The 25,473-nt window shown below is 64.1% G+C and carries 23 protein-coding genes; all 23 read left to right on the top strand.

Going from position 1 to position 25,473, the window contains the following annotated elements:
- The first annotated feature begins 10 nt into the window (after positions 1-10).
- The 23 genes from nuoG to urtD all read left to right on the top strand — a co-directional run bounded on the left by nuoG (position 11) and on the right by urtD (position 25,472).
- The gene (gene nuoG, locus AB4Z27_RS02265; RefSeq protein ID WP_441591979.1) at positions 11-2,383 is read left to right on the top strand and encodes an NADH-quinone oxidoreductase subunit NuoG; all 2,373 of its coding nucleotides are present in this window, start codon (positions 11-13) and stop codon (positions 2,381-2,383) included.
- A gap of 18 nt (positions 2,384-2,401) precedes the next feature.
- Positions 2,402-3,466 carry an NADH-quinone oxidoreductase subunit NuoH gene (gene nuoH, locus AB4Z27_RS02260; protein WP_092292399.1) on the top strand — a complete coding sequence of 355 codons (1,065 nt, stop codon included), beginning with the start codon at positions 2,402-2,404 and terminating at the stop codon, positions 3,464-3,466.
- Between the two features lie 74 nt (positions 3,467-3,540).
- The gene (gene nuoI, locus AB4Z27_RS02255) at positions 3,541-4,029 is read left to right on the top strand and encodes an NADH-quinone oxidoreductase subunit NuoI (RefSeq protein WP_177219886.1); all 489 of its coding nucleotides are present in this window, start codon (positions 3,541-3,543) and stop codon (positions 4,027-4,029) included.
- Between the two features lie 171 nt (positions 4,030-4,200).
- The gene (locus tag AB4Z27_RS02250; RefSeq protein WP_092292403.1) at positions 4,201-4,842 is read left to right on the top strand and encodes an NADH-quinone oxidoreductase subunit J; all 642 of its coding nucleotides are present in this window, start codon (positions 4,201-4,203) and stop codon (positions 4,840-4,842) included.
- Positions 4,843-4,859: 17 nt separating this feature from the next.
- Positions 4,860-5,165 carry an NADH-quinone oxidoreductase subunit NuoK gene (nuoK, locus tag AB4Z27_RS02245; RefSeq protein ID WP_029050842.1) on the top strand — a complete coding sequence of 102 codons (306 nt, stop codon included), beginning with the start codon at positions 4,860-4,862 and terminating at the stop codon, positions 5,163-5,165.
- Positions 5,166-5,220: 55 nt separating this feature from the next.
- Positions 5,221-7,311: an NADH-quinone oxidoreductase subunit L gene (gene nuoL / locus AB4Z27_RS02240; protein ID WP_441643846.1), complete on the top strand. Its 2,091-nt coding sequence runs from the start codon at positions 5,221-5,223 to the stop codon at positions 7,309-7,311.
- Between the two features lie 27 nt (positions 7,312-7,338).
- The gene (locus AB4Z27_RS02235; RefSeq protein ID WP_092292407.1) at positions 7,339-8,805 is read left to right on the top strand and encodes an NADH-quinone oxidoreductase subunit M; all 1,467 of its coding nucleotides are present in this window, start codon (positions 7,339-7,341) and stop codon (positions 8,803-8,805) included.
- A gap of 21 nt (positions 8,806-8,826) precedes the next feature.
- Entirely contained in the window at positions 8,827-10,302 is a 1,476-nt protein-coding gene (nuoN, locus tag AB4Z27_RS02230; protein WP_092292409.1) for an NADH-quinone oxidoreductase subunit NuoN, read from the top strand.
- Between the two features lie 28 nt (positions 10,303-10,330).
- Positions 10,331-10,645: a DUF2818 family protein gene (locus AB4Z27_RS02225; protein ID WP_092292411.1), complete on the top strand. Its 315-nt coding sequence runs from the start codon at positions 10,331-10,333 to the stop codon at positions 10,643-10,645.
- 44 nt (positions 10,646-10,689) lie between these two features.
- Positions 10,690-11,331 (top strand): NUDIX domain-containing protein, encoded by a 642-nt coding sequence (locus AB4Z27_RS02220; RefSeq protein WP_092292413.1) that lies wholly within the window; start codon positions 10,690-10,692, stop codon positions 11,329-11,331.
- Positions 11,332-11,536: 205 nt separating this feature from the next.
- Positions 11,537-12,007, top strand: coding sequence for a DUF1178 family protein (locus AB4Z27_RS02215; RefSeq protein ID WP_092292415.1), 471 nt, complete (start codon positions 11,537-11,539; stop codon positions 12,005-12,007).
- A gap of 96 nt (positions 12,008-12,103) precedes the next feature.
- The gene (locus AB4Z27_RS02210) at positions 12,104-13,306 is read left to right on the top strand and encodes an acyl-CoA dehydrogenase family protein (RefSeq protein WP_092292417.1); all 1,203 of its coding nucleotides are present in this window, start codon (positions 12,104-12,106) and stop codon (positions 13,304-13,306) included.
- 13 nt (positions 13,307-13,319) lie between these two features.
- Positions 13,320-14,438 carry an acyl-CoA dehydrogenase family protein gene (locus AB4Z27_RS02205; protein ID WP_441643845.1) on the top strand — a complete coding sequence of 373 codons (1,119 nt, stop codon included), beginning with the start codon at positions 13,320-13,322 and terminating at the stop codon, positions 14,436-14,438.
- Between the two features lie 79 nt (positions 14,439-14,517).
- Positions 14,518-14,967, top strand: a complete 450-nt coding sequence (locus AB4Z27_RS02200) for a MaoC family dehydratase (protein WP_092292421.1) — start codon at positions 14,518-14,520, stop codon at positions 14,965-14,967.
- Positions 14,968-15,007: 40 nt separating this feature from the next.
- Positions 15,008-15,481, top strand: a complete 474-nt coding sequence (locus AB4Z27_RS02195; protein WP_092292423.1) for a MaoC family dehydratase — start codon at positions 15,008-15,010, stop codon at positions 15,479-15,481.
- Positions 15,482-16,096: 615 nt separating this feature from the next.
- Positions 16,097-17,065 (top strand): ubiquinol oxidase subunit II, encoded by a 969-nt coding sequence (gene cyoA, locus AB4Z27_RS02190; RefSeq protein WP_441643844.1) that lies wholly within the window; start codon positions 16,097-16,099, stop codon positions 17,063-17,065.
- An 8-nt stretch (positions 17,066-17,073) separates the two neighbouring features.
- Positions 17,074-19,047: a cytochrome o ubiquinol oxidase subunit I gene (cyoB, locus tag AB4Z27_RS02185; RefSeq protein ID WP_441643863.1), complete on the top strand. Its 1,974-nt coding sequence runs from the start codon at positions 17,074-17,076 to the stop codon at positions 19,045-19,047.
- A 5-nt stretch (positions 19,048-19,052) separates the two neighbouring features.
- Entirely contained in the window at positions 19,053-19,703 is a 651-nt protein-coding gene (cyoC, locus tag AB4Z27_RS02180; protein WP_092292427.1) for a cytochrome o ubiquinol oxidase subunit III, read from the top strand.
- The gene (cyoD, locus tag AB4Z27_RS02175; protein WP_092292429.1) at positions 19,703-20,050 is read left to right on the top strand and encodes a cytochrome o ubiquinol oxidase subunit IV; all 348 of its coding nucleotides are present in this window, start codon (positions 19,703-19,705) and stop codon (positions 20,048-20,050) included. The genes cyoC and cyoD overlap by 1 nt, the downstream gene beginning before the upstream one ends.
- A gap of 313 nt (positions 20,051-20,363) precedes the next feature.
- Positions 20,364-21,626 carry an urea ABC transporter substrate-binding protein gene (urtA, locus tag AB4Z27_RS02170; protein WP_092292431.1) on the top strand — a complete coding sequence of 421 codons (1,263 nt, stop codon included), beginning with the start codon at positions 20,364-20,366 and terminating at the stop codon, positions 21,624-21,626.
- Positions 21,627-21,743: 117 nt separating this feature from the next.
- Entirely contained in the window at positions 21,744-23,387 is a 1,644-nt protein-coding gene (gene urtB / locus AB4Z27_RS02165) for an urea ABC transporter permease subunit UrtB (RefSeq protein ID WP_092292433.1), read from the top strand.
- 1 nt (position 23,388) lies between these two features.
- A complete protein-coding gene (gene urtC / locus AB4Z27_RS02160) occupies positions 23,389-24,606 on the top strand; it encodes an urea ABC transporter permease subunit UrtC (RefSeq protein WP_092292435.1) in 1,218 nt (405 codons plus the stop codon).
- A complete protein-coding gene (gene urtD / locus AB4Z27_RS02155; RefSeq protein WP_092292437.1) occupies positions 24,603-25,472 on the top strand; it encodes an urea ABC transporter ATP-binding protein UrtD in 870 nt (289 codons plus the stop codon). Before urtC ends, urtD begins: the two co-directional genes overlap by 4 nt.
- Position 25,473 lies beyond the last annotated feature (1 nt).

Raw genomic sequence — 25,473 nt, 5'->3', positions numbered from 1 at the left:
GTGGCAGAACATGGTTGAACTCGAGATCGACGGCAAGAAGGTAGAGGTTGCGGAAGGCAGCCTCGTGATGGAAGCCGCCCGCAAGCTGGGCACTTACATCCCGCATTTCTGCTACCACCGCAAACTCTCCATCGCGGCGAACTGCCGCATGTGCCTGGTGGAAGTGGAGAAGGCGCCCAAGGCGCTGCCCGCCTGCGCCACGCCGGTGACGCCCGGCATGAAGGTCTTCACGAACTCTGAAAAGGCCGTCAAGGCCCAGAAGTCCGTGATGGAATTCCTGCTGATCAACCACCCGCTCGACTGCCCGATCTGCGATCAGGGCGGCGAATGCCAGCTCCAGGATCTGGCGGTGGGCTACGGTGCGTCGGAGTCGCGCTACAAGGAAGAGAAGCGCGTGGTGTTCCACAAGAATGTGGGCCCGCTGATCTCCATGGAGGAGATGACCCGCTGCATCCACTGCACCCGTTGCGTGCGCTTCGGCCAGGAAGTGGCCGGCGTGATGGAACTGGGCATGCTGAACCGTGGCGAGCACTCGGAAATCACGACCTTCGTCGGCCAGACCGTGGATTCGGAACTGTCCGGCAACATGATCGACCTGTGCCCGGTTGGCGCGCTGACGAGCAAGCCGTTCCGCTACTCGGCCCGTACGTGGGAACTGGCGCGCCGCAAGTCGGTGTCGCCGCACGACGGCCTGGGCGCGAACCTCGTGATCCAGACCAAGAACCAGCGCGTCATGCGCGTGCTGCCGCTGGAAAACGAAGAGATCAACGAGTGCTGGCTGTCGGACAAGGACCGCTTCGCCTATGAAGGCCTGAACAGCCCGGACCGCCTGGTGCGTCCGCTGCTGAAGCAGGGTGGCGAATGGATGGAAACCGACTGGCAGACCGCGCTGGAATACGTGGCCAACGGCCTCGCGAGCATCAAGCGCGACCATGGCGCCGACCAGATCGCCGCGCTGGCCAGCCCGCACAGCACGCTCGAAGAGCTGTACCTGCTCGGCAAGCTGGTGCGCGGCCTCGGCAGCGACAACATCGACTTCCGCCTGCGCCAGACCGATTTCTCGGCAGCCCTGAAGGGCACGCCGTGGCTCGGCATGCCGGTGGCCGACGTGACCACGCTGCAACGCGTGCTCGTGATTGGTTCGTCGTTGCGCAAGGATCACCCGCTGCTGGCCTCGCGTCTGCGTCAGGCTGGCAAGAAGGGCGCTCGCTTGACGGTGCTGGGCGCTGGCGGTGAAGACCTGCTGATGCCGGCAACGCGCATCGACGTGGCCCCGTCCGCCTGGACCGCCGCCCTGGCCGGTGTGGCCCGTGCCGTGGCGTCTGCCAAGGGCGTGGCGGCTCCCGCCGGTACCGATGGTTTCGATGGCGGCGACGCCGCGGCCAAGCTGGCCGAAGCGCTGCTGTCCGGCGAACGCCGCGCGGTGTTCCTCGGCAACGAGGCCGTGCGCCACCCGCAATTCTCGGCGCTGCACGCGCTGGCACAGTGGATCGCCACGGAAACGGGCGCGACGCTGGGCTTCCTGACCGAAGCGGCCAACACCGTCGGCGGCTACATCGCCGGCGCGCTGCCGCAGCAAGGCGGTGCCAATGCACAGGCGATGCTCGACACGCCGCGCAAGGCCTATATCGTACTGAACGCCGAGCCCGAGTTCGACACCGCCGACGCCCGCAAGGCGCTGGCTGCGCTAAACCAGGCCGGTACGGTCGTGGTGCTGTCGCCGTTCCGCTCGGAAGCGGCCATGCAGTACGCCGACGTGATCCTGCCGGTGACGCCGTTCACGGAAACCGCCGGTACCTTCGTCAATGCCGAAGGCACGCCGCAGAGCTTCAACGGCGTGGTGCGCGCACTGGGCGAATCGCGTCCGGGCTGGAAGGTGCTGCGCGTGCTGGGCAACCTGCTGGACGTGCCGGGCTTCGACTTCGACACGGCGGAAGCCGTGCGCGAGGAAGTGCTGGCCAAGCCGGTGGCGCCGCAACTGAATAACACCACCGATGCCCCGATCCGCGTGACGGCAGCTGCCGCCAACGGTATCGAGCGCATTGCCGATGTACCGATCTACCACGCCGACCCGATCGTGCGCCGTGCCGACTCGCTGCAGCTGACCGCGGCTGCGCGCCGTGCAATGCAGGTGGCGCTGTCGTCGGACCTGTTCGACAAGCTGGGCGTGCAGGTGGGCGACCCGGTGCGCGTGACGCAGGGCGAGGGTAGCGTGGTGCTGCCGGCTGCACTGGAAATCACGCTGCCGGCCAACACCGTGCGCGTGCCGGCCGCTACCGTGGCCGCCGCGACGCTGGGTGCGCTGTACGGTAACGTCACCGTCGAGAAAGCCATCGAGCTGCCGGGCCAGCAGGCCACGGCAACGCCGGCGGCCACCGCATAAGAAGAGCGAGAACGCAACATGATCGATTGGATTACCTCGCAAGGCCAGGCCGTGTTCGGTGGCGCGTGGACGCCGCTGTGGATTCTCATCCGCGCGGTGGTCATCGTGGTCCCGCTGCTGCTGTGCGTGGCCTACCTGATTCTCTGGGAGCGCAAGCTGATTGGCTGGATGCACGTGCGGATCGGTCCGAACCGCGTGGGCCCGCTCGGCCTGCTGCAGCCGATTGCCGACGTGCTGAAGCTGCTGCTCAAGGAAGTCATGATGCCGTCGCAGGTCAGCCGGGGCATGTACCTGGTGGCCCCGCTGATGGTGCTGATGCCGGCCGTTGCGATCTGGGCGGTGATCCCGTTCCAGGCCGAGGTGGTGATGGCCGACGTGAACGCCGGCCTGCTCTATGTGATGGCGATCAGCTCGGTGGGCGTCTATGGCGTGATCCTGGCCGGTTGGGCCTCGAACTCGAAGTATGCGTTCATCGGCGGGATGCGCGCCGCTGCGCAGATGGTGTCGTATGAAATCGCCATGGGCTTCGCGCTCGTGACGGTGCTGATGGTGTCGGGCAGCCTGAACCTGTCGGCCATCGTGAACAGCCAGAACACCGGCTACTTCGCCAACATGGGCATCAACGTGCTCTCGTGGAACTGGTTGCCGCTGCTGCCGATGTTCGGCGTCTACTTCATCTCGGGCGTGGCGGAAACAAACCGTCACCCGTTCGACGTGGTGGAAGGCGAATCGGAAATCGTCGCCGGCCACATGATCGAATACTCGGGCATGGGCTTCGCGCTGTTCTTCCTGGCCGAATACATCAACATGATCGTCATCTCGACGATGACCGCGCTGATGTTCCTTGGCGGCTGGGCGCCCCCGTTCTCGAGCGCGCTGACCAACTGGATTCCGGGCTTCTTCTGGCTGCTGATCAAGGTTTTCCTGCTGCTGTCGGTATTCATCTGGATCCGTGCATCGTTCCCGCGCTACCGCTATGACCAGATCATGCGCCTGGGTTGGAAGATCTTCATTCCGCTGACCGTAGGCTGGCTGATCATCGTGGCGATCTGGATCAAGTCGCCGTGGAACATCTGGCACTGATGTGCCCGGCGACGGCGCGCTGCTGCAAGTGGCAGGGCGCGCCGCGCGGAAATAATTAGGAAGCAATCGTCATGCTGCTCGCCATCAAGGACTTCTTCAACAGCCTGCTCCTGAAGGAACTCTTCAAGGGCATGGCGCTGACCGGCCGCTATCTCTTCGCGCGCAAGATCACCGTCCAGTTCCCGGAAGAGAAAACGCCGATGTCGCCGCGTTTCCGCGGTCTGCACGCGCTGCGTCGCTACCCGAACGGGGAAGAGCGTTGCATCGCCTGCAAGCTGTGCGAAGCGGTGTGCCCGGCCGTGGCCATCTCGATCGAGTCGGACCAGCGTACGGACGGCACGCGCCGCACCACGCGTTACGACATCGACCTGACCAAGTGCATTTTCTGCGGCTTCTGCGAGGAAGCCTGCCCGGTCGACGCGATCGTCGAGACGCACATTCTCGAGTATCACGGCGAGAAGCGCGGCGACCTGTACTTCACGAAGGACATGCTGCTGGCCGTGGGCGACCGCTACGAGCCGCAGATTGCCGCGAGCAAGGCTGCGGACGCCAAGTACCGCTAAGCAGGTCAGCCTCGCTGAACAGGGCGGGCGCCGGAAGCGGCACCCGGACCTGAAGTGAATTTGAATTTGAATCGGCCCTGAACAGGGGCCACCAGAAGGATGCCGCGCACGGCGCGGGCCACCCCGGGGGTGGTTCGTGCCGCGCGGCCCAAAGAGGATCCGATAGGGACCATGGAACTCACGACCGCCATCTTCTACGTCTTTGCGCTGGTGCTGGTGCTCTCTGCACTGAAAGTCATCACGGCAAAGAACCCGGTGCATTCCGCACTGTTCCTCGTCCTGGCGTTCTTCACCGCCGCGGCGATCTGGATGATCCTGAAGGCGGAGTTCCTCGCCATCCTGCTCGTGCTCGTCTACGTGGGCGCCGTGATGGTGCTGTTCCTGTTCGTGGTGATGATGATCGATATCGATATCGAGCACCTGCGCCGCGACTTCTGGACCTACGTGCCGCTGGCCTCGGTGGTGGGCGCGCTGATCATCGCCGAAATGGCGATCGTGCTGGTGCGCAACTTCATCGGCACCACGGCCGCCGCGCTGCCGCCCGGCTCGCAGGACCCGAACTACTCGAACACCGGCGCGCTCGGCAAGCTGATCTACACCGACTACATCTTCGCGTTCGAAGTGGCCGGCATCATCCTGCTCGTGGCCATCGTCGCCGCCGTGGCGCTGACGCTGCGCCGCCGCAAGGACGTCAAGGCACAGGATGTGTCGAACCAGCTGCGTACCCGCCGCGACGACCGCGTGCGCCTGGTGAACATGCCGGCCGAGGGCCGGGCCGGAGCGGATGCGAACGCAGCCGCCAATAAGAACTAAGCCCGGAGAATAACGCTGTGCTCTCTCTCGCCCACTTCCTCGTGCTCGGTGCGATCCTGTTCGCAATCAGCATCGTTGGCATCTTCCTGAACCGCAAGAACGTAATCGTGCTGCTGATGGCGCTCGAGTTGATGCTGCTTGCGGTCAATATGAACTTCGTCGCCTTCTCGCACTATATGGGCGACCTGGCCGGACAGGTTTTCGTTTTCTTCATCCTTACGGTGGCCGCTGCCGAGTCGGCAATCGGTCTGGCAATCCTGGTCGTGCTGTTCCGTAACCTGGACACGATCAACGTGGATGACATGGATACGCTCAAGGGCTGATCCATGACCTCCATGACCCAAGACTGCTCCCCGACCGCACACCAATAAGCGTCCTATGGCAACCACGCTCAACCCCAACCTGCTGCTGGCGATTCCGCTGGCGCCGCTCGCCGGCGCCGCGATAGCCGGCCTGTTCGGCACCAAGTTCTTCGGCACGTTCTCCTCGGACACGCGCGGCGGCCGCATCGTGGCCCACACTGCCACGATCCTCGGTGTGGCCATCGCCTTCATCCTCTCGCTGCTGGTGCTGCGCGACGTGATGGACGGCGCCGGCTACAACGGCACTGTCTACGAGTGGATGGCCATCGGCAGCCTGAAGATGGAAGTCGGCTTCCTGGTGGATTCGCTGACCGCGATGATGATGGTCGTCGTGACCTTCGTGTCGCTGATGGTGCACATCTACACCGTCGGCTACATGCAGGGCGACGACGGCTACAACCGATTCTTCGCCTACATCTCGCTGTTCACCTTCTCGATGCTGATGCTGGTGATGAGCAACAACTTCCTGCAGCTGTTCTTCGGCTGGGAAGCGGTGGGCCTCGTCTCGTACCTGCTGATCGGCTTCTGGTACACGCGCCCGACGGCCATCTTCGCCAATATGAAGGCGTTCCTGGTCAACCGCGTGGGCGACTTCGGTTTCATCCTCGGCATCGGTCTGCTGCTGGCCTACAGCGGCAGCATGGATTACAGCGCCGTGTTCGCCAAGCGCGAGGCACTGGCCGCCGTGACCTTCCCGGGCACCGACTGGATGATGCTGACCGTGGCCTGCATCTGCCTGTTCATCGGCGCGATGGGCAAGTCGGCGCAGTTCCCGCTGCACGTGTGGCTGCCTGACTCGATGGAAGGCCCGACCCCGATCTCGGCACTGATCCACGCGGCAACGATGGTGACCGCCGGCATCTTCATGGTGGCGCGCATGTCGCCGCTGTTCGAACTGTCGGATACCGCGTTGTCCTTCGTGCTGGTGATCGGCGCGATCACCGCGCTGTTCATGGGCTTCCTGGGCATCATCCAGAACGACATCAAGCGCGTGGTGGCGTACTCCACGCTGTCGCAGCTGGGCTACATGACCGTGGCACTGGGCGCTTCGGCCTACTCGGTGGCGGTGTTCCACCTGATGACGCACGCGTTCTTCAAGGCACTGCTGTTCCTTGGCGCCGGCTCGGTCATCATCGGCATGCACCACGACCAGGACATCCGCAACATGGGCGGCCTGCGCAAGTACATGCCGATCACCTGGATCACGTCGCTGGTGGGCTCGCTGGCCCTGATCGGCACGCCGTTCTTCGCGGGCTTCTATTCGAAGGACTCGATCATCGAGGCCGTCGCCGAGTCGCATATCGCCGGTTCGGGCTTTGCGTACTTCGCGGTGCTGGCCGGTGTGTTCGTGACCGCCTTCTACTCGTTCCGCATGTACTTCCTGGTGTTCCACGGTGAAGAGCGCTTCGGCAAGGCCCACGCGCACGATCACCACGATCATCACGAGGAAGAAGAAGAATCGCACGGTGACGACCATCACCATGGTCTGGCACCGGGCGAGAAGCCGCACGAGTCGCCGTGGGTGGTGACGCTGCCGCTGGTGCTGCTGGCCATTCCGTCGGTCATCATCGGCGCCATCGCCATCGAGCCGATGCTGTTCGGCGAGTTCTTCAAGCACGGCGTCGCGTTCAAGGACGTGATCTTCGTGGGCGAGAACCACCATGCGATGGAAGAGCTGCGCGAAGCGTTCCACGGCTGGGTGCCGATGGCGATCCACTCGCTGACGACCCCGGTGCTGTGGCTGGCCATCGCTGGCGTGGTGCTGTCGTGGTTCTTCTACATGAAGCGCCCGGACATTCCGGCCGCGATCCAGCAACGCTTCTCGGGCCTCTACAAGCTGCTCGACAACAAGTACTACATGGACGCGTTCAACCAGGCGGTGTTCGCACGTGGTGCGCGCCTGCTGGGTACCGGCCTGTGGAAGGGCGGCGACCAGGGCCTGATCGATGGCCTGTTCGTCAACGGTTCGGCCCGTGTGGTGGCGTCTTTCGCTGCCGCCAGCCGCTACCTGCAGTCCGGCTACATCTACCATTACGCATTCGCGATGATCCTCGGCATGCTGGTGCTCCTGACGCTGACGATCACTGGCGTGATAGGCACCAAGTGATAGGCACCAAGTAAGGAAAACAAAGAAATGGTTCTGTCTTTCGCAATCTGGCTGCCTATCTTCTTCGGCTTGCTGGTCCTCGCCTCGGGCTCTGATCGCAGCAAGTGCTACGTGCGCTGGATGTCGCTGTTCGGCGCGCTGGCCAGCTTCGTCGTTACGCTGCCGCTCGTGTTTCACTTCGAGACCGCCTCGGCGGCCATGCAGTTCGTCGAGAACGTGAACTGGATCGACCGCTTCAAGATCAACTACCACCTCGGGGTGGACGGGATCTCGATGTGGTTCGTCGTGCTGACCTCGTTCATCACCGTGATCGTCGTGATCTCGGCCTGGGAAGTGATTACCGAGCGCGTGGCCGAGTACATGGCCGCGTTCCTGATCCTGTCCGGGCTGATGGTCGGCGTGTTCTGCGCGCTCGACGGCATGCTGTTCTACGTGTTCTTCGAGGCCACGCTGATCCCGATGTACATCATCATTGGTGTCTGGGGCGGCCCGAACCGCGTCTACGCGGCCTTCAAGTTCTTCCTCTACACGCTGCTCGGCTCGCTGCTGACGCTGGTTGCGCTGCTGTATCTCTACAGCAAGACCGGTACCTTCGACATCCTGTCGTGGCACCAGGCCAAGCTGTCGATGAACGAGCAGATCGCGCTGTTCCTGGCGTTCTTCATGGCCTTCGCGGTCAAGGTGCCGATGTGGCCGGTCCACACCTGGCTGCCGGACGCCCACGTGGAAGCGCCGACCGGCGGTTCCGTGGTGCTGGCCGCGATCATGCTGAAGCTGGGTGCTTACGGCTTCCTGCGGTTCTCGCTGCCGATCGCCCCGGATGCCAGCCACACGCTCGCCCCGTTCATCATCACGATCTCGCTGATCGCGGTGATCTACATCGGCCTCGTGGCGCTGGTCCAGGCCGACATGAAGAAGCTGGTGGCCTACTCGTCGATCGCCCACATGGGTTTCGTGACGCTGGGCTTCTTCATCTTCAACGACATCGGCGTGGAAGGCGGCATCATCCAGATGATCTCGCACGGCTTTATCTCGGGCGCCATGTTCCTGTGCATCGGCGTGCTCTATGATCGCGTGCACTCGCGCCAGATCGCCGACTACGGCGGTGTGGTGAACACGATGCCGAAGTTCGCAGCGCTGTCGGTGTTCTTCGCCATGGCCAACTGCGGCCTGCCGGCCACCTCGGGCTTCGTGGGCGAGTTCATGGTCATCCTGGGCGCCGTGAAGTACAACTTCTGGATCGGCCTGCTGGCTGCCACGGCCCTGATCCTCGGCGCGGCGTACTCGCTGTGGATGGTCAAGCGCGTGATCTTTGGCGACATCGTGCACCAGCACGTGCGCGAGCTGATCGACCTGAACAAGCGCGAGTTTTTCATGCTGGGCCTGCTGGCCGTCATGACGCTGTACATGGGCCTGTACCCGAAACCCTTTACCGATGTGATGCACGCGTCGGTCGCGAACCTGCTGTCCCACGTGGCGCAGTCCAAGCTGTAACAGCGGGGGAGAGAAATCAACATGCAACCGTCTTCTAGCCTGGCTCCGGTGGCGCCAATCATCTTCCTGGCGATTGCCGTCGCGGCGATCAACTGGATCGACCTTGCCCGTGGCAAGGGCAGCAAGAGCGTGGCGTACCCGCTGTCGCTGCTGACCACCCTGGTGCTTACCGTCTGGTTCGGCATGGACGCCGCCGCCGGCGAAACGCACTACGCCTTCGCCAACCTCGTCGTGATCGACCCGATGGCCAATGTGCTGTCGGCGTTCTGCTCGGCCGGCATGTTCCTGACGCTGGTCTATACGCGCAGCTACCTCGGCGAGCGTGACATGTTCGCGGGCGAGTTCTACATGCTCGCGCTGTTCACGCTGGGCGGGCAGATCGTCATGATCACCGGCAACAACTTCCTGACCCTGTACCTGGGCCTGGAACTGCTGTCGCTCTCGTCCTACGCGCTGGTGGCCCTGCGCCGCGAGTCGCGCGTGACGTCGGAATCGGCAATGAAGTACTTCGTGCTGGGCGCGCTGGCTTCGGGCTTCCTGCTCTACGGCGTGTCGATGATGTACGGCGCCACCGGTTCGCTGAATCTGGGCGAAGTGTTCCGTGCCGTGGAATCGGGCCGTATCAACACGACGATGCTGGCCTTCGGCGTGGTGTTCATCGTCGCCGGCCTGTCGTTCAAGCTCGGCGCCGCGCCGTTCCATATGTGGATTCCGGACATCTACCAGGGTTCGCCGACTGCCGTGACGCTGCTGATCGCGGCCGGCCCGAAGGTCGCCGCCTTCGCGCTGTTCATGCGCGTGCTGGTGGAAGGCCTGCTGCCGCTGGCCAATGACTGGCAGATGATGCTGGTCGTGCTGTCGGTGCTGTCGCTGGCGATCGGTAACCTGACCGCCATCGTCCAGACCAACCTGAAGCGGATGCTGGCGTACTCGACCATCTCGCACATGGGCTTCATCCTGCTGGGCCTGCTGTCCGGCGTGGTGGCGAACAAGACGGATGGTGCCGCCGATGCGTACAGCGCATCGATGTTCTACTCGGTGACGTACATGCTGACCACGCTCGGCACGTTCGGCCTGATCCTGATCCGCACCCGCAAAGGCTTCGAAGCCGAGACGCTTGATGACCTGAAGGGCATGTCGCGCCGCCACCCGTGGTTCGCGCTGCTGATGCTGGTGATGATGTTCTCGATGAGCGGCATCCCGCCGACCGTTGGCTTCTACGCCAAGCTGGCCGTGCTGGAAGCGGTGGTTTCGGCTGGCATGAGCTGGCTGGCGATCGTCGCGGTGCTGTTCTCGTTGATCGGCGCGTTCTACTACCTGCGCGTGATCAAGCTGATGTACTTCGATGCGCCGGTGGGTGAAGAGCCGCTGGAAGCGTCGATTGGCCTGCGCTCGGTGCTGAGCCTGAATGGCCTGGCCATCATCCTGCTGGGCCTGTTCCCTGCGGCGCTGATGAACCTGTGCTACCAGGCGATCCGCGCCACGCTGGCGTCCTGATCGTCACCCATAGAATAGGCACCGGATCATGAGTTCCTCGGCGGGCGGCTGGTTTGTCATCTTGTTGGCACTGGTGTGTGCCAACCTGCCGTTCGTCAACCAGCGCCTGTTCGCGGCCGTGGGCCTCCGCTGGAAGGATGCCCGCAAGCCGCTGTGGGTGCGGGTGGCGGAACTGATCGTGTGGTACGCGGTGGCAGGTGCCGCCGGTTTCGCGGTGGAGGCTGGCCTCGGCAACGCCTTCCCGCAGGGCTGGCAGTTCTACGCCATTACAGCTTGCATGATGCTGGTGTTCGCCTTCCCCGGCTTCACTTGGCAATACCTGGTCAAACATCGCACGGCCTGAAGGCTTGCCCGCGCCCCGGCCGTGCTTTCCTCACCGGAGCGTTCATGACGGACAAGACCCACAAGGCCCCCCCGGCGCCCGCAAGCGGTGCCGACGAGCATCTCAGCGAAACCTGCGTGGCGTCCGCCACCCTCCATCGCGGTAAATTCCTCACCCTCAAGCAAGACATCGTCAGGCTGCCGGACGGCAAGCAAGCCGGCCGCGAGTACGTGCTGCATCCGGGCGCGGTCATGATGATCCCGCTGTTCGACGACGGCACCGTGCTGATGGAACGCCAGTTCCGCTACCCGGTGGGCGAGGTCATGCTCGAGTTTCCGGCCGGCAAGCTGGACCCGGAGGAGGGCGCGCTGCGCTGCGGCCAGCGCGAGTTGCTGGAGGAGACCGGCTATACCGCCCAGCGCTGGGACTATCTGACGCGGATTCACCCGGTCATTTCCTACTCTACCGAATTCATCGACCTGTTCCTGGCGCGCGACCTGACGGCCGGCGAATCCAAGCTCGATGACGGCGAATTTCTCGAGACCTTCATCACGCCGGCGGGCCAGGTCATTGACTGGGTCCGGCAGGGCCGGATCACCGACGTCAAGACCATCATCGGCGCGTTCTGGCTCGAAAAGATCCTCTCAGGAGCTTGGCAGCCGGGCGAACAATCCGAGCCGCCGTTCCCCGTGAGCCGCGTCGGCTGAATCTGCACATTACTGTTAAGCTTGCGGCGGCTGCGAGCCGGACATCCCGGGGTTTTCCCTTGGTTTTCCTGGTCTGGCGGGCCCGCCTTGGCCGTTTGTGTTTCCAACGCATCCTGCTAGGCGAAACGGTCAGAGAAAAAATTAGCACGACCGTTCACAAAATTTCGATTCACGGCTAATATTTGCCCGACGGGCTGGAAAGATCATGAAGGTGCTCGACCTGCGCTGTGCGCAAGACCATCGTTTCGAGGGCTGGTTCGCCTCGGAGGAAGATGCGCAATCGCAGTTCTCGCGCGACCTCGTCCAATGCCCGGTCTGTGGCGACCACGCGGTCAGTCGTTTGCCGAGCGCGCCGCGCCTGAATCTCTCGGGCGCCACCGCCAGGCAGGAGACACCCAAGCCGGCCAATGCGCCGGGCGCGGTGAATGCCGAAGTCCAGCAAGCGTTGCAGGCAGTGCAGGCGCGCTACCTGTCGGCGGTACGGCAGGTGCTGGCACAGACCGAGGACGTGGGCGACCGCTTTGCCGAGGAGGCGCGGCGCATGCACTACGACGAAGCACCGGAACGCGGCATTCGCGGTTCGGCTTCGGCGGAGGATGTGCAGGCGCTGGCCGAGGAGGGCATCGAGACCTTTCCGCTCATCGTGCCGGACGCATTGAAGCAGACGGCCCACTGAACAAGCATCCTGTGCCCGGTTTTCCCGCGCAGTGATGCGCAGGGATAACAACTCGCCGCGCGCTCAACTAGGGAGCCGGCACCACTGGAGACGGGCATGGATCTCAACTACTCGGCGGCCGACAACGACTTCCGACAGGAAGTGCGTAGCTGGCTCGAAGCCAACCTGCCGGCGCAAATCAGCGAGAAGGTTCTCAATCATCGCCGCCCCAATCGCGATGATTTCAAGACGTGGCACAAGCTGCTGGCCGGCAAGGGCTGGTCGGCCCCGCACTGGCCGGTAGAGTTCGGCGGCACGGGCTGGAATGCTACGCAGCGCCATATCTGGGACGAGGAAAATGCCCGCGTCGGCGCGCCCGGCGTGCTGCCGTTCGGCGTGGCGATGGTCGCGCCCGTGATCATCAAGTACGGCAATGCCGAGCAGAAGTCCTACTACCTGCCGCGTATTCTCGATTGCACCGACTGGTGGTGCCAAGGCTACTCCGAGCCAGGTTCAGGTTCGGACCTCGCATCGCTGAAGACGCGCGCCGAACTGACCTCGGACGGCAAGCACTACATCGTCAACGGCCAGAAGACCTGGACCACGCTCGGCCAGCACGCCGACATGATCTTCTGCCTGGTCCGCACGGATCCCGAAGCCAAGAAGCAGGAGGGCATCTCCTTCCTGCTGATCGACATGAAGACGCCCGGCATCACCGTGCGCCCGATCATCATGCTCGACGAAGAGCATGAGGTGAACGAGGTCTTCTTCGACAACGTAAAGGTACCTGTCGAGAACCGCGTGGGCGAGGAAAACCGCGGCTGGACCTACGCCAAGTACCTGCTCGGCCATGAGCGCACCGGCATTGCCCGCGTGGGCAACTCCAAGCGCGAACTGGGCTTCCTGAAGCGGGTGGCGCGCCAGCAGCAAAAGAATGGCAAGCCGCTGCTGGAAGATCCGGTGTTCGGCGCCAAGGTAGCTGCGCTCGAAATCGAACTGATGGCGCTGGAGTTGACCGTGCTGCGCGTGGTGTCCAGCGAGGCGGCAGGGAAGGGTCCCGGCCCTGAGGCATCGATGCTCAAGATCAAGGGCACCGAGATCCAGCAGATGCTGACCGAACTGATGGTGGAAGCCGTCGGCCCGTACGCACAGCCGTTCGATACGGCCTACCTCGAGTGCGAGCAGCCGCACGCGGTGACCGGTTTCGACGACGCCGCGCCGCTGGCCGCGTACTACTTCAACTATCGCAAGACCTCCATCTACGGCGGGTCCAACGAAATTCAGAAGAACATCATCAGCCAGATGATTCTGGGGCTGTGAGGAGACACGCAACATGAACTTCAATCTCAGCGACGAACAGAAGCAACTGGCCGACGCCGTCCGCCGCTTCATCGACAAGAGCTACGACTTCGAGTCGCGCAAGAAAAACATCAAGGCCGAGGCTGGCTACGGCGAGGGCACCTGGGGCGCGCTGGTCGAACTGGGCCTGACCGCGCTGCCGGTGCCGGAAGCGCAGGGCGGCTTCTCGGGCACGGCCGTCGACATGATGGTGGTGCAGCAGGAACTGGGCCGCGGCCTGGTGGTGGAGCCGTACTTCGCCACCGTGGTGGCTGCGCATGCGCTGAAGCTGGCTGGCGGCCAGGACGCCCTGCTTGAGCAGGTAGCCGGTGGCGAGGTCAAGCTGGCCACGGCGTTCAACGAGCCGCAGTCGCGCTACACGCTGAATGATGTGCGCGTGACGGCCAAGGGCGGCAAGCTCAACGGCCGCAAGGTGGTGGTGATCCACGGTGCGCAGGCCGACAAGCTCGTGGTGTCCGCCCGCACCAGCGGCGCCGATGCCGACACGAACGGCATCTCGCTGTTCCTGGTCGATACGAAGGGCGCCGGCGTGACCGTGACCGACTACCGCACCATCGACAACCTGCGCGCTGCCGACGTGACCTTCCAGGACGCCCCGGCCACGCTGCTGGGTGCCGAAGGGCAGGGCTGGGACGTGCTCGAATCTACCGCCGACTACGGCGCGGTGCTGCTCTGCGCCGAAGCCGTGGGCGTGATCGACACGCTGAACGCCGCCACGCTCGAATACGCCAAGACGCGCCAGCAGTTCGGCATGCCGATCGCCCGCTTCCAGGCGCTCCAGCACCGCATGGTCGAGATGTTCATCCATGCCGAGCAGGCCCGTTCGATCACGCTGCTGGCTGCGGCCCGCTTCGAGGAGTCGAATCCCGAGGCGCGCCGCCGCTACGTGTCCGCCGCCAAGGCGCGCGTGGGGCAGGCCGCTCGCACGGTTGGCCAGGAAGCGGTGCAGATCCACGGTGGCATGGGCGTGACGGACGAACTGCCGGCCGCGCACATGTTCAAGCGCCTGACGCTGATCAACACCACGTTTGGCGATGTGGACCATCACCTGGGTCGCTTCGCCAGCCAGCCGGGTTTCCAGGCAGCCGCCTGAGGCCCCCGCAGTACAGAAACCGCGCCCGTTGTCCCCGGCGCGGTTTTTTGCTTCTGGTTACGCCATCTACGGAGCGAACATGTCAAAGATGTATTTCGAGGATTACCAGGTCGGCGGCGAGCACCCGCTGGGCAGCTACACGGTCACCGAGGCGGAGATCGTGGCATTTGCCAGCCAGTACGACCCCCAGCCGTTCCATATCGACAAGGACGCGGCCGCCAAGAGCATCTACGGCGGGCTGATCTCGAGCGGTTGGATGACCTGCGCGATCATGATGAAGCTGCTGGTGAAGTCCATGGGCGACCGGAGCAGCAGCATGGGCTCGCCGGGCGTGGACGAGATCCGCTGGATCAAGCCCGTCTATGCTGGCGATACGCTGACGGTCGTGCTGAAGGTGCTGGAGACGCGGCCGTCCTCGTCCAAGCCGGACCGCGGCGTGGTGCTGACCCAGTGGCAGGCCACCAACCAGCATGGCGAGCTGGTTTGCACGGTCAAGGGCATGGGCATGTACGGCCGGCGGCCGGCATAATACGAACCCCGAATCGAGACGACGCAAGAGAGGAGACACCATGCGCACCATCGCATCGCTGGAAGAGCTGGAGGGCCTGCAAGGCCAGGAAGTGGCCGTCAGCGACTGGACCGAGATTACGCAGCAGCAGGTCAACCTGTTTGCCGAAGCCACTGGCGACCATCAGTGGATCCACGTCGACGTGGAGCGCGCCAAGCGCGAGTCCCCGTTCGGCGCCCCGGTTGCCCATGGCTTCCTGACGCTGTCGCTGCTGCCGCAGTTCATGCAGAACGCCATCCATATGGAAGGCGTCAAGATGGGCGTCAACTACGGCCTGAACCGGGTGCGATTCACTTCGCCGGTGCCGGTGGGCAGCCGCCTGCGCGCCCGCGTGAAGCTGCTCAAGGTCGAGCGGCTCGACCCGACGCCCAACGGCCTGATCGGCGCCCAGTCCACCTGGGAGGTGACGGTCGAGCGGGAGGGCAGCGATCGCCCGGTCTGCGTGGCAGAATCGATTAGCCGACGCTACTCCTGAGCGCCAGCCAGTTCCGATCTGAATCGGAAAACGACGAGGGCCGCTAGAACGCGGCCCTCGTCGTTTGTCCAGCGGAATCGTCGAAAAACGATCCATCACGACATGACTGTTTCCTGCGCGCGACACTTTCGGGCGGCCGATGTCATTGTCCGATTTTCCGAACAGTGTTTCCGCACCCCGTGGGTTTACCCCTAATGTTGCGTTGCGGTACAGTCGCGCCCACGATGCTTTATGTTATGCGATATCCGCTCGAAGACCGTGCCCGCTGCGCTGGCGGGGTGGTCGAAACCGGTGGAAATCGCGTGAGCGTCGTGACACAACGCTCGTCCCGGCGGCAGTCTTGAGCCGGGATCGATCGCAGTTCAGGCAGTCGGTTACCTCAGCGCACGCACCGCCCCCTCCGGCATCCCGCGCACGCAGTCGTCAGTTGCTGTCCAGCCGCGTTCATGGCGTTGCCCGGCCGCATGGTCCGCAGGCGCTTGCATCGCCAGTCCCGCAACGCCAGCTTTGGACACGTCCTCCGGTTTTTCCCAGCCCAGCCAGCCAGTTGCCCCGTGCAGCGGATGGCGGTGCCGCGCCTGCATGTCGGGAGCGGCCCAACCAGACCGTCGTGACATGAAAAAACCCATAATGCCGCGCTGGACGCGGTTCCTGCCTAGCCTTGGCTTGCTGTTGCTGGCCGGCTGCAACATGACGCTGCTCGACCCGAAGGGTCAGGTCGGTGTCGACATCAAGGGCATCATCCTGATCGCCACCTGGCTCATGCTGCTGGTGGTGGTGCCGGTGATCGTCCTGACGCTGGTCTTCGCCTGGAAGTACCGCGCCACGAACACGGCTGCCCGGTACGAGCCGGACTGGTCGCACTCGACCAAGATCGAAGTGGTGGTCTGGCTGATCCCCTGCATCATCATCGCGGTGCTGGGCTACATCACCTGGAAGTCGTCGCACGACCTGGACCCCTACAAGCCGCTGGAATCGAACGTCAAGCCGATCACGGTGGAAGCGGTCGCGCTGAACTGGAAATGGCTGTTCATCTATCCGGAACTGAAGATCGCCACGGTCAACCAGCTGGCGCTCCCGGTGGGTACCCCGGTGAACTTCAAGATCACCTCGGATTCGATCATGAATTCGTTCTTCATCCCCCAGCTGGGCAGCCAGGTGTATGCCATGGCCGGGATGGAGACCAAGCTGCACCTCATCGCCAACGAAACCGGCACGTATGACGGCATGTCCGCCAACTACAGCGGCGGCGGCTTCTCGGGCATGAAATTCAAGGCCATTGCGATGTCGAACTTCGACTTCGACGCGTGGGTGGCCCAGGTGCGCGCTTCTGACCGCCAACTCGCTGCCGCGGACTACAAGGTCCTGGCCAAGCCGAGCGAAGCGGAACCGGTTGCCCTCTACGGCAAGGTCGAAGACGGCCTGTACACCGGCATCCTGCATCAGTACATGGGCGCCGACGGCCGCGCCATGGCCCGCGAGGGCTTCGATGGCGGCCCGGTCTGCACGTCGCGTAACACGCTCGGCGAAGAGCGGGTGTCCATGACCACGCCGGCCAAGCCGGCGCTGGGCGCGCAATCCTAGGAGCAATGATGTTTGGCAAATTGAGTTTGTCGGCGATTCCGTTTCATGAGCCGATCATCATGATCACACTGAGCTGCGTGGCCCTGGGCGGGCTGGCGCTGCTCGGTGGGATTACGTACTTCAAGAAGTGGAACTACCTGTGGAGCGAGTGGATTACGTCCGTCGACCACAAAAAGATCGGCGTGATGTATTCGCTGGTGGCGCTGATCATGCTGCTGCGCGGCTTTGCCGACGCGGTCATGATGCGTACCCAGCTGGCGCTGGCCACCAACGGCGACCCCGGCATCCTGCCCCCTGAGCACTACGACCAGATCTTCACCGCCCACGGCGTGATCATGATCTTCTTCGTGGCCATGCCGCTGATGACGGGCCTGATGAACCTCGTGGTGCCGCTGCAGATCGGCGCGCGCGACGTGGCGTTCCCGTTCCTGAACACGCTGAGCTTCTGGCTGTTCGTGGCCGGCGCGATGCTGGTCAACGTGTCCCTGGGGGTTGGTGAATTCGCACGTACCGGCTGGCTGGCGTATCCGCCGCTGTCGGGCATCGACTACAGCCCTGGCGTAGGGGTGGATTACTACCTCTGGTCCTTGCAGATATCAGGCTTGGGCACGCTGCTGACCGGCGTGAACTTCCTTGTGACCATCCTCAAGATGCGCGCCCCGGGCATGACCCTGATGCGCATGCCGGTGTTCACCTGGACCGTGCTGGGCACCAACGTGCTGATCGTGGCCGCCTTCCCGGTGCTGACGGTGTCGCTGGCGCTGCTGGGCCTGGACCGCTACTTCGGCATGCACTTCTTCACGAACGACGGTGGCGGCAACGCCATGATGTACGTGAACCTGATCTGGATCTGGGGCCACCCCGAGGTGTACATCCTGATCCTGCCGGCGTTCGGCATCTTCTCGGAAATCATCTCGACGTTCTCGGGCAAGAAGCTGTTCGGCTACAAGGGCATGGTCTACGCGACGGCCGCGATCATGGTGCTGTCGTTCCTGGTCTGGCTGCACCACTTCTTCACGATGGGCTCCGGCGCCAACGTGAATGCCTTCTTCGGCATCACCACGATGATCATCTCCATCCCGACCGGGGTGAAGATCTTCAACTGGCTGTTCACGATGTACCGTGGCCGCGTGCAGCTGACGTCGCCGGTGCTGTGGACGCTGGGCTTCATGGTCACCTTCGTGATCGGTGGCATGACCGGCGTGCTGATGGCCGTGCCGGCCGCCGACTTCGTGCTGCATAACAGCCTGTTCCTGATTGCCCACTTCCACAACGTGATCATCGGTGGCGTGCTGTTCGGCTACCTGGCCGGCGTGACCTACTGGTGGCCGAAGGCGTTCGGCTTCAAGCTGGACGAGCGTCTGGGCAAGTGCGCGTTCTGGTGCTGGCTGGTTGGCTTCTACTTCGCGTTCATGCCGCTGTACGTGCTGGGCCTGATGGGCATGACCCGCCGCCTGAACCATACCGACAACCCGGCCTGGACCCCGTTCCTGTACGCGGCCGTGATCGGCGTGGTGTTCATCGCCATGGGTATCGGCTTCCAGGTGCTGCAGATCGTCGTGTCGATCCGCAACCGCAAGGCGCTGGCGGACGTCACGGGCGATCCCTGGGGTGGCCGTACGCTGGAGTGGGCCACGTCGTCGCCGCCCGCGTTCTACAACTTCGCGCACACCCCGGTGGTGCGTGACCTGGACGCGTTTGCCGACATGAAGGCCCGTGGCGAGACCATCCGCACGGACGGCTACGAGCAGATCCACATGCCGAAGAACACCGCTGCAGGCTTCTACATGGGTGCCTTCAGCCTCGCGCTGGGCTTCGCGCTGACCTGGCATATCTGGTGGCTTGCCGCCGTGGGCCTGGTTGGCATGGTGGTGGCGTTCATCCGCCGCGCCAACGACGACCATATCGATTACTACGTGCCGGCCAAGCAGGTCGAGCAGATCGAAACGCTGCACCAGCAGCGCATCGCTACGCAGGGCTGATCATCATGTCGACTGAAGTTCTAGACCGTTTTGGGGCGCAAGCCCCCGCCCACGGCCACGCGCACGATGCCGCGCATGACCACGACCACGCCCATCACGACACCAGCGAGAACACCGTCTTTGGTTTCTGGCTGTACCTGATGAGCGACTGCATCTTGTTCGCGTGCCTGTTCGCCGCCTACGCCGTGCTGCGCGGCGAAGTGGCGGGCGGCCCGTCGGGCAAGGAGCTGTTCGAGCTCAACTTCGTGCTGGTCGAGACGTTCATCCTGCTGTTCTCGTCGATCACGTACGGCTTCGCGATGATCTCGCTGCAGAACCGCAGCAAGGGTCGCGTGCTGATCTGGCTGGGCGTGACGTTCCTGCTGGGCGCCGCGTTCATGTCGATGGAAATCTATGAGTTCCATCACCTGATCCACGAAGGCGCCGGCCCGGGCCGCAGCGCGTTCCTGTCGTCGTTCTTCACGCTCGTGGGCACCCACGGCCTGCACGTGGCCAGCGGCATGGTCTGGATGCTCGTGCTGATGTGGCAGCTGAACAAGAAGGGCATGACCCCGACGATGGAAAAGCGCCTGAACTGCCTGAGCCTGTTCTGGCACTTCTTGGACATCGTCTGGATCGGCGTCTTCACCGTCGTCTACCTGATGGGAGCACTGTAATGGCACAACAACATGCAACGGCCGCCCACGGCGAGTCGCACGGCCACAGCAGCGTCAAGTCGTATGTGATCGGCTTCGTGCTGGCCGTGATCCTGACGGTGATCCCGTTCAAGATCGTGATGGACGGCACGATGGACCGCGGCACCATCCTCTGGATCATCCTCGGCATGGCCGTGGTCCAGATCGTGGTCCACCTGAAGTACTTCCTCCACATGGATGGCTCCAAGGGCCAGCGCTGGAACGTCATGGCGTTCCTGTTCACGCTGCTGATCCTGTTCATCGTGCTGGCCGGTTCGCTCTGGATCATGCACAACATGAATGCCAACATGATGCCGATGATGAAGTAAGCATCGTCAGGCATGCAGCGAAGACGGGGCCCTCGGGCCCCGTTTTTTATTGTCGGCGGTGCGCGATGCACTGTCGCCGGCCCGGATCCTGCACTGATTTGCGGCCATGCACGATGCCGGTGCGGGAGTTGGCGCGCCCCCGCCGGCCCCGGTGACCCGATTGGCACCGGATTGGTGCGACGGGATCACCCGCCGTGACGTTTTCTCCCACCTTTGATCGTTCCCGGCCCGGCAGTCCATGGCACGCTAGTTGCAGAAGGATCACCCGGGGTGCGTAGAGTCCCTGACCACATACGACAAACTGGGAGCTGCAATGAAACGACGTGACATGCTGAAGCTGTCGGCGGTAGCCGCCGCGGCAATGATCGGTACCAGCCCGCTGCTGGCGCAGTCGAAGGATCCGATCAAGGTCGGCATCCTGCATTCGCTGTCGGGCACGATGGCCATCTCCGAGACCTCGCTTAAGGACGTGGCGCTGATGACCATCGACGAGATCAACAAGAGCGGCGGCGTGCTGGGCCGCAAGCTCGAGCCGGTGGTGGTGGACCCCGCCTCCAACTGGCCGCTGTTCGCCGAGAAGGCGCGCCAACTGGTCACTCAGGACAAGGTCGCCGTCACGTTTGGCTGCTGGACCTCGGTATCGCGCAAGTCCGTGCTCCCGGTCTACGAGGAACTGAACTCGCTGCTGTTCTACCCGGTGCAGTACGAGGGCGAGGAAATGTCGAAGAACGTGTTCTACACCGGCGCCGCGCCTAACCAGCAGGCCATCCCGGCTGTGGAATACCTGATGAGCAAGGAAGGCGGTGGCGCCAAGCGCTTCTTCCTGCTCGGCACCGATTACGTGTACCCACGCACGACCAACAAGATCCTGCGCGCGTTCCTGAAGAGCAAGGGCGTGGCCGACAAGGACATCGAGGAGGTCTACACCCCGTTCGGCCATAGCGACTATCAGACCATCGTCGCCAACATCAAGAAGTTCTCGCAGGGCGGCAAGACGGCCGTGATCTCGACGATCAATGGCGACTCCAACGTGCCGTTCTACAAGGAACTGGGCAACGCTGGCCTGAAGGCCAAGGACGTGCCGGTGGTGGCCTTCTCCGTGGGCGAGGAAGAACTGCGCGGCATCGACACCAAGCCGCTGGTCGGCCATCTGGCCGCCTGGAACTACTTCATGTCGGTGAAGAACCCCGAGAATGACGCGTTCAAGAAGCAATGGGCGGCATGGGTCAAGGCCAACAACCTGCCCGGCGGCGACAAGCGCGTGACCAACGACCCGATGGAAGCCACCTACGTCGGCATCCATATGTGGGCGCAGGCGGTCAAGAAGGCCGGCACCACCGATCCGGACAAGGTGCGCCAGGCCATGTATGGCCAGACCTTCAAGTCGCCGGACGGCTTCACGCTGACCATGGGCGAGAACCACCACCTGTACAAGCCGGTGATGATCGGCGAAGTGAAGGGCGACGGCCAGTTCTCCGTGGTGTGGAAGACGGCGAAGCCGGTGCGCGCGCAGCCGTGGAGTCCGTTCATCGCGGGTAACGAAGGCAAGCCGGACAAGGTTGTCGCCGGCCGCTGATCTCCAGCGTACCCATGGTGTTTTGCCCCTCTCCCTTGGGAGAGGGGAGCCCTCCCTCGGTCGTTCCACGCATAAAAGACGCGAACCATCGCGCCATATCAGACGCCAGCCAGCCCTATGCACCGATCTCCATTCCCGTCCGCCTTGCCGTGGCTGCGCGCCATGCTGGCTGCGCTGTTGCTGGCCGCCGCGCCGCTGTGGGCGGCACCGCTCACGCAGGCTGACCTCAAGCCGCTGGTCGAAGACGACTTCGACGCGAAGACCGCCGCGCTCGCCGCGCTGACCCAGGCGCCGCCCGAGCAGGCCGGCCCGATCCTGCGCGCGCTCCAGGACGATGCACTCCAATTTGCGCCATCGGTGGGCATGGTGCGCCAGGATGGCGACAAGACCGTCGATGCCATCACTGGCAAGCCGGTGACCGTGAAAGCCGATGAACTCGAGTCCCTCACGCTGAACAACAGCCTGCGGGCCATCGTCGATAGCGCCGCGAGCAGCCTCCTGCTGCAGTCGCCGGACATCGCGGTGCGTACGCAGGCCATCAACACCTTGTCCGATCAACCCGAGAGCGCCTCGCGCGAAGTCGTGGAAGCGGCCCGCAAGGCCGAGGCCGATGCCGGCCTGCGCGCCCGGCTCGACGTGATCTGGGCCAACACCGTACTGGCGCAGGGCACCGACGCCACGCGCGACGCGCGGCTGGAAGCCATCCGCATCCTCGGCCAGGACAGCAATCCGCAGATCCGCCAGAAGCTGACGCCGCTGGTGGAGCGCGATGAAGCGGGCAAGTTCAAGGAGCCCGACGCCGACGTGCGCGCCGCCGCCCAGCAGGCCATCGACAAGATGCGTGGCGAGCAAGGCCGCGCCGAGCTGCTCGGCAACCTGTTCGCCGGCCTGAGCCTCGGCAGTGTGCTGCTGCTGGCCGCGCTGGGCCTGGCCATCACCTACGGGCTGATCGGCGTCATCAACATGGCGCACGGCGAGTTCCTGATGATCGGCGCCTACGCCACCTACGTGGTGCAGACGCTGTTCCGCGCCTATGCGCCGAATGCGTTCGATTGGTACCTGCTGGCGGCGCTGCCGGCGTCGTTCCTGGCAGCGGGTGTCGTCGGCTTCGCCATCGAGCGGATCGTGCTGCGCCACCTGTACGGCCGCCCGCTCGAGACGCTGCTGGCCACGTTCGGTATCAGCCTGCTGCTGATGCAGGCCGTGCGCACCATCTTCGGCGCCCAGAACGTGGAGGTAGCCAACCCCAACTGGATGAGCGGCGGCGTCACGGCGATGGCCGGCCTCGTGATTCCGTACAACCGCATCGTCATCATCGCCTTCGCGCTGGCCGTGGTGGCCGTGGCGTGGGCGGTGCTGAATCGCACGCGGCTCGGCCTGTTCGTGCGCGCCACCACGCAGAACCGCACCATGGCGGCCTGTGTGGGCGTGCGCACGTGGAAGGTGGATAGCTACGCCTTCGCCTTCGGTGCCGGCATCGCCGGGCTGGGCGGCTGCGCGCTGTCCCAGATCGGCAACGTAGGGCCGGACCTCGGGCAGGCCTACATCATCGATTCGTTCATGGTGGTGGTGCTCGGCGGCGTGGGCCAGCTGGCCGGCACCATCGTCGGCGCCTTCGGGCTCGGCCTCATCAACAAGTTCATCGAGCCGTTCTACGGCGCGGTGCTGGCCAAGATCTTCGTCCTGGTGCTGATCGTGCTGTTTATCCAGAAACGCCCGCAGGGCCTGTTCGCGCTCAAAGGGCGCAGCGCGGAGGCATGACATGCGTAGCTTTCAATCGAAATCCTCGAACGGGGCGCCGTTCCGCCTCTCGGTTCCCGAGCGCCAGCCGCTCTTCTCGCGCAAGGTGTGGCTGGCGCTGGTCATCCTCACGCTGGTGGTCGCGGTCGGCGTGCCGATCTGCGCGCTGGTGATTCCGGAGGGCCACCCGCTTCACCTGTCGGCCTACGCGCTGACGCTGATCGGCAAGATCATGTGCTTCGCGCTGGCGGCCATTGCGCTGGACCTGGTGTGGGGCTACTGCGGCATCCTGAGCCTCGGCCACGGCCTGTTCTTCGCGCTGGGCGGCTATGCGATGGGCATGTACCTGATGCGGTCGATCGGCCGCGAAGGCGTGTACAAGAGCGACCTGCCCGACTTCATGGTGTTCCTCGACTGGAAGGAGCTGCCCTGGTTCTGGCACGGCACCGAGCACCTGCCGTACGCGCTGCTGCTGGTGGTGCTGGTGCCGGGCGTGCTGGCGTGGCTGTTCGGCTTCTTCGCCTTCCGCTCGCGCATCAAGGGCGTGTACCTGTCGATCATCACGCAGGCCATGACCTACGCGGCGATGCTGCTGTTCTTCCGCAACGAGACCGGCTTCGGCGGCAACAACGGCTTCACGGACTTCAAGCGCATCGCCGGCTACGCCGTGGCCGCGCCGGAAACCCGCGCCGCGCTGTTCGTGCTGACCTTCCTGGCGCTGCTGGCCGGGTTCGTGGCGTGCCGCTATATCGTCACGTCCAAGCTGGGCCGGGTGGTCACCGCCGTGCGGGATGCCGAGATGCGCGTGATGTTCTCCGGCTACAACCCGCTCGGCTACAAGCTGTTCGTCTGGACCTTCTCGGCCGTGCTGTGCGGGATTGCCGGCGCGCTTTACGTGCCGCAGGTGGGCATCATCAACCCGGGTGAGATGTCGCCAGCCAACTCCATCGAGATGGCGGTCTGGGTGGCCGTGGGCGGCCGCGGTACGCTGATCGGGCCGATCGTCGGCGCCTTCCTGGTCAATGGCGCCAAGACCATGTTCACGGCCTACTTCGCCGAATACTGGTTGTTCCTGCTCGGCGCGATGTTCGTGCTCGTGACGCTGTATCTGCCCGATGGCGTGGTGGGCCTGTGGCGCCGCCTGCGTGGCAAGCGCACGGCCGCCCAGAAGATCCAGGCGGCCACGGGCGAGCCGGTGAACCCGGCCGCCGTGACCCCGCAACAAGGGAGCGAAGCATGAACGCGGCCACTTCGCAACAAGGTGCAAAACACGGCGCGGATCAGGCGGAGAGCGGCGACGCCACCGGCCTGGGCCGCGTGCTGGAGCCCGGCGTCATCGACACCTCGCACGGTCCCATCCTCTACCTGGAGGACCTGACCGTGCAGTTCGACGGCTTCCGCGCCCTGAACAAGCTGTCGCTGTCCATCGATCACGGCGAGCTGCGCTGCGTGATCGGCCCGAACGGCGCTGGCAAGACCACGATGATGGACGTCATCACCGGCAAGACCGGCCCGCGCAACGCCAACGTCAGCGGGCGCGTCTTCCTCGGGCAGTCCATCGACCTGATGCGGATGACCGAGCCGCGCATCGCGCAGGTCGGTATCGGCCGCAAGTTCCAGAAGCCCACGGTCTTCGAGCAGCACGAGGTCTGGGAGAACCTGGAACTGGCGATGAAGGCGGACAAGCGCTGGTGGTCGTCGCTGCGCGCGCGGCTGACCGGCGAGGGCCATCGCCGCATCGAGGAAACGCTGGCGCTGACCGGGCTCGAAGACGAGGCGTATCGCCCGGCCGGCCTGCTGTCCCACGGCCAGAAGCAGCGGCTCGAAATCGGCATGTTGCTGATGCAGCAACCGCAACTGCTGCTGCTCGATGAACCCGTGGCCGGCATGACGGACGAAGAGACGATGCAACTGGCCGGCCTGCTGAACAGCCTGCGCGGCAGTTGCTCGATGATGGTCGTGGAGCACGACATGGAATTCGTGGCGGCGCTGGCCGGCGAGTCCGGCAAGGTTTCGGTGCTGGCCGAAGGCAGCCTGCTGGCCGAAGGCACCCTAGACGCCGTGAAGCGCGACGAGCGCGTGATCGAGTCCTATCTGGGAAGGTAAC

The sequence above is a fragment of the Cupriavidus sp. KB_39 genome (assembly GCF_052114485.1).
Classification (GTDB): Bacteria; Pseudomonadota; Gammaproteobacteria; order Burkholderiales; family Burkholderiaceae; genus Cupriavidus.
Note: the sequence above shows the minus strand (reverse complement) of the source record. Positions and strands in the feature narration are given on the sequence as shown.

Excerpts from the sequence above, each read along its gene's own strand:
- AB4Z27_RS02235 (WP_092292407.1), top strand. The coding sequence starts at position 7,339 with ATGGTTCTGTCTTTCGCAATCTGGCTGCCTATCTTCTTCGGCTTGCTG.
- AB4Z27_RS02215 (WP_092292415.1), top strand. The coding sequence starts at position 11,537 with ATGAAGGTGCTCGACCTGCGCTGTGCGCAAGACCATCGTTTCGAGGGC.
- nuoG (WP_441591979.1), top strand. The coding sequence starts at position 11 with ATGGTTGAACTCGAGATCGACGGCAAGAAGGTAGAGGTTGCGGAAGGC.
- AB4Z27_RS02200 (WP_092292421.1), top strand. The coding sequence starts at position 14,518 with ATGTCAAAGATGTATTTCGAGGATTACCAGGTCGGCGGCGAGCACCCG.
- nuoN (WP_092292409.1), top strand. The coding sequence starts at position 8,827 with ATGCAACCGTCTTCTAGCCTGGCTCCGGTGGCGCCAATCATCTTCCTG.
- AB4Z27_RS02225 (WP_092292411.1), top strand. The coding sequence starts at position 10,331 with ATGAGTTCCTCGGCGGGCGGCTGGTTTGTCATCTTGTTGGCACTGGTG.
- AB4Z27_RS02205 (WP_441643845.1), top strand. The coding sequence starts at position 13,320 with ATGAACTTCAATCTCAGCGACGAACAGAAGCAACTGGCCGACGCCGTC.
- cyoC (WP_092292427.1), top strand. The coding sequence starts at position 19,053 with ATGTCGACTGAAGTTCTAGACCGTTTTGGGGCGCAAGCCCCCGCCCAC.
- urtB (WP_092292433.1), top strand. The coding sequence starts at position 21,744 with ATGCACCGATCTCCATTCCCGTCCGCCTTGCCGTGGCTGCGCGCCATG.
- urtA (WP_092292431.1), top strand. The coding sequence starts at position 20,364 with ATGAAACGACGTGACATGCTGAAGCTGTCGGCGGTAGCCGCCGCGGCA.
- cyoB (WP_441643863.1), top strand. The coding sequence starts at position 17,074 with ATGTTTGGCAAATTGAGTTTGTCGGCGATTCCGTTTCATGAGCCGATC.
- AB4Z27_RS02210 (WP_092292417.1), top strand. The coding sequence starts at position 12,104 with ATGGATCTCAACTACTCGGCGGCCGACAACGACTTCCGACAGGAAGTG.
- nuoL (WP_441643846.1), top strand. The coding sequence starts at position 5,221 with ATGGCAACCACGCTCAACCCCAACCTGCTGCTGGCGATTCCGCTGGCG.
- urtC (WP_092292435.1), top strand. The coding sequence starts at position 23,389 with ATGCGTAGCTTTCAATCGAAATCCTCGAACGGGGCGCCGTTCCGCCTC.
- AB4Z27_RS02250 (WP_092292403.1), top strand. The coding sequence starts at position 4,201 with ATGGAACTCACGACCGCCATCTTCTACGTCTTTGCGCTGGTGCTGGTG.
- urtD (WP_092292437.1), top strand. The coding sequence starts at position 24,603 with ATGAACGCGGCCACTTCGCAACAAGGTGCAAAACACGGCGCGGATCAG.
- AB4Z27_RS02220 (WP_092292413.1), top strand. The coding sequence starts at position 10,690 with ATGACGGACAAGACCCACAAGGCCCCCCCGGCGCCCGCAAGCGGTGCC.
- cyoA (WP_441643844.1), top strand. The coding sequence starts at position 16,097 with ATGAAAAAACCCATAATGCCGCGCTGGACGCGGTTCCTGCCTAGCCTT.
- AB4Z27_RS02195 (WP_092292423.1), top strand. The coding sequence starts at position 15,008 with ATGCGCACCATCGCATCGCTGGAAGAGCTGGAGGGCCTGCAAGGCCAG.
- nuoH (WP_092292399.1), top strand. The coding sequence starts at position 2,402 with ATGATCGATTGGATTACCTCGCAAGGCCAGGCCGTGTTCGGTGGCGCG.
- cyoD (WP_092292429.1), top strand. The coding sequence starts at position 19,703 with ATGGCACAACAACATGCAACGGCCGCCCACGGCGAGTCGCACGGCCAC.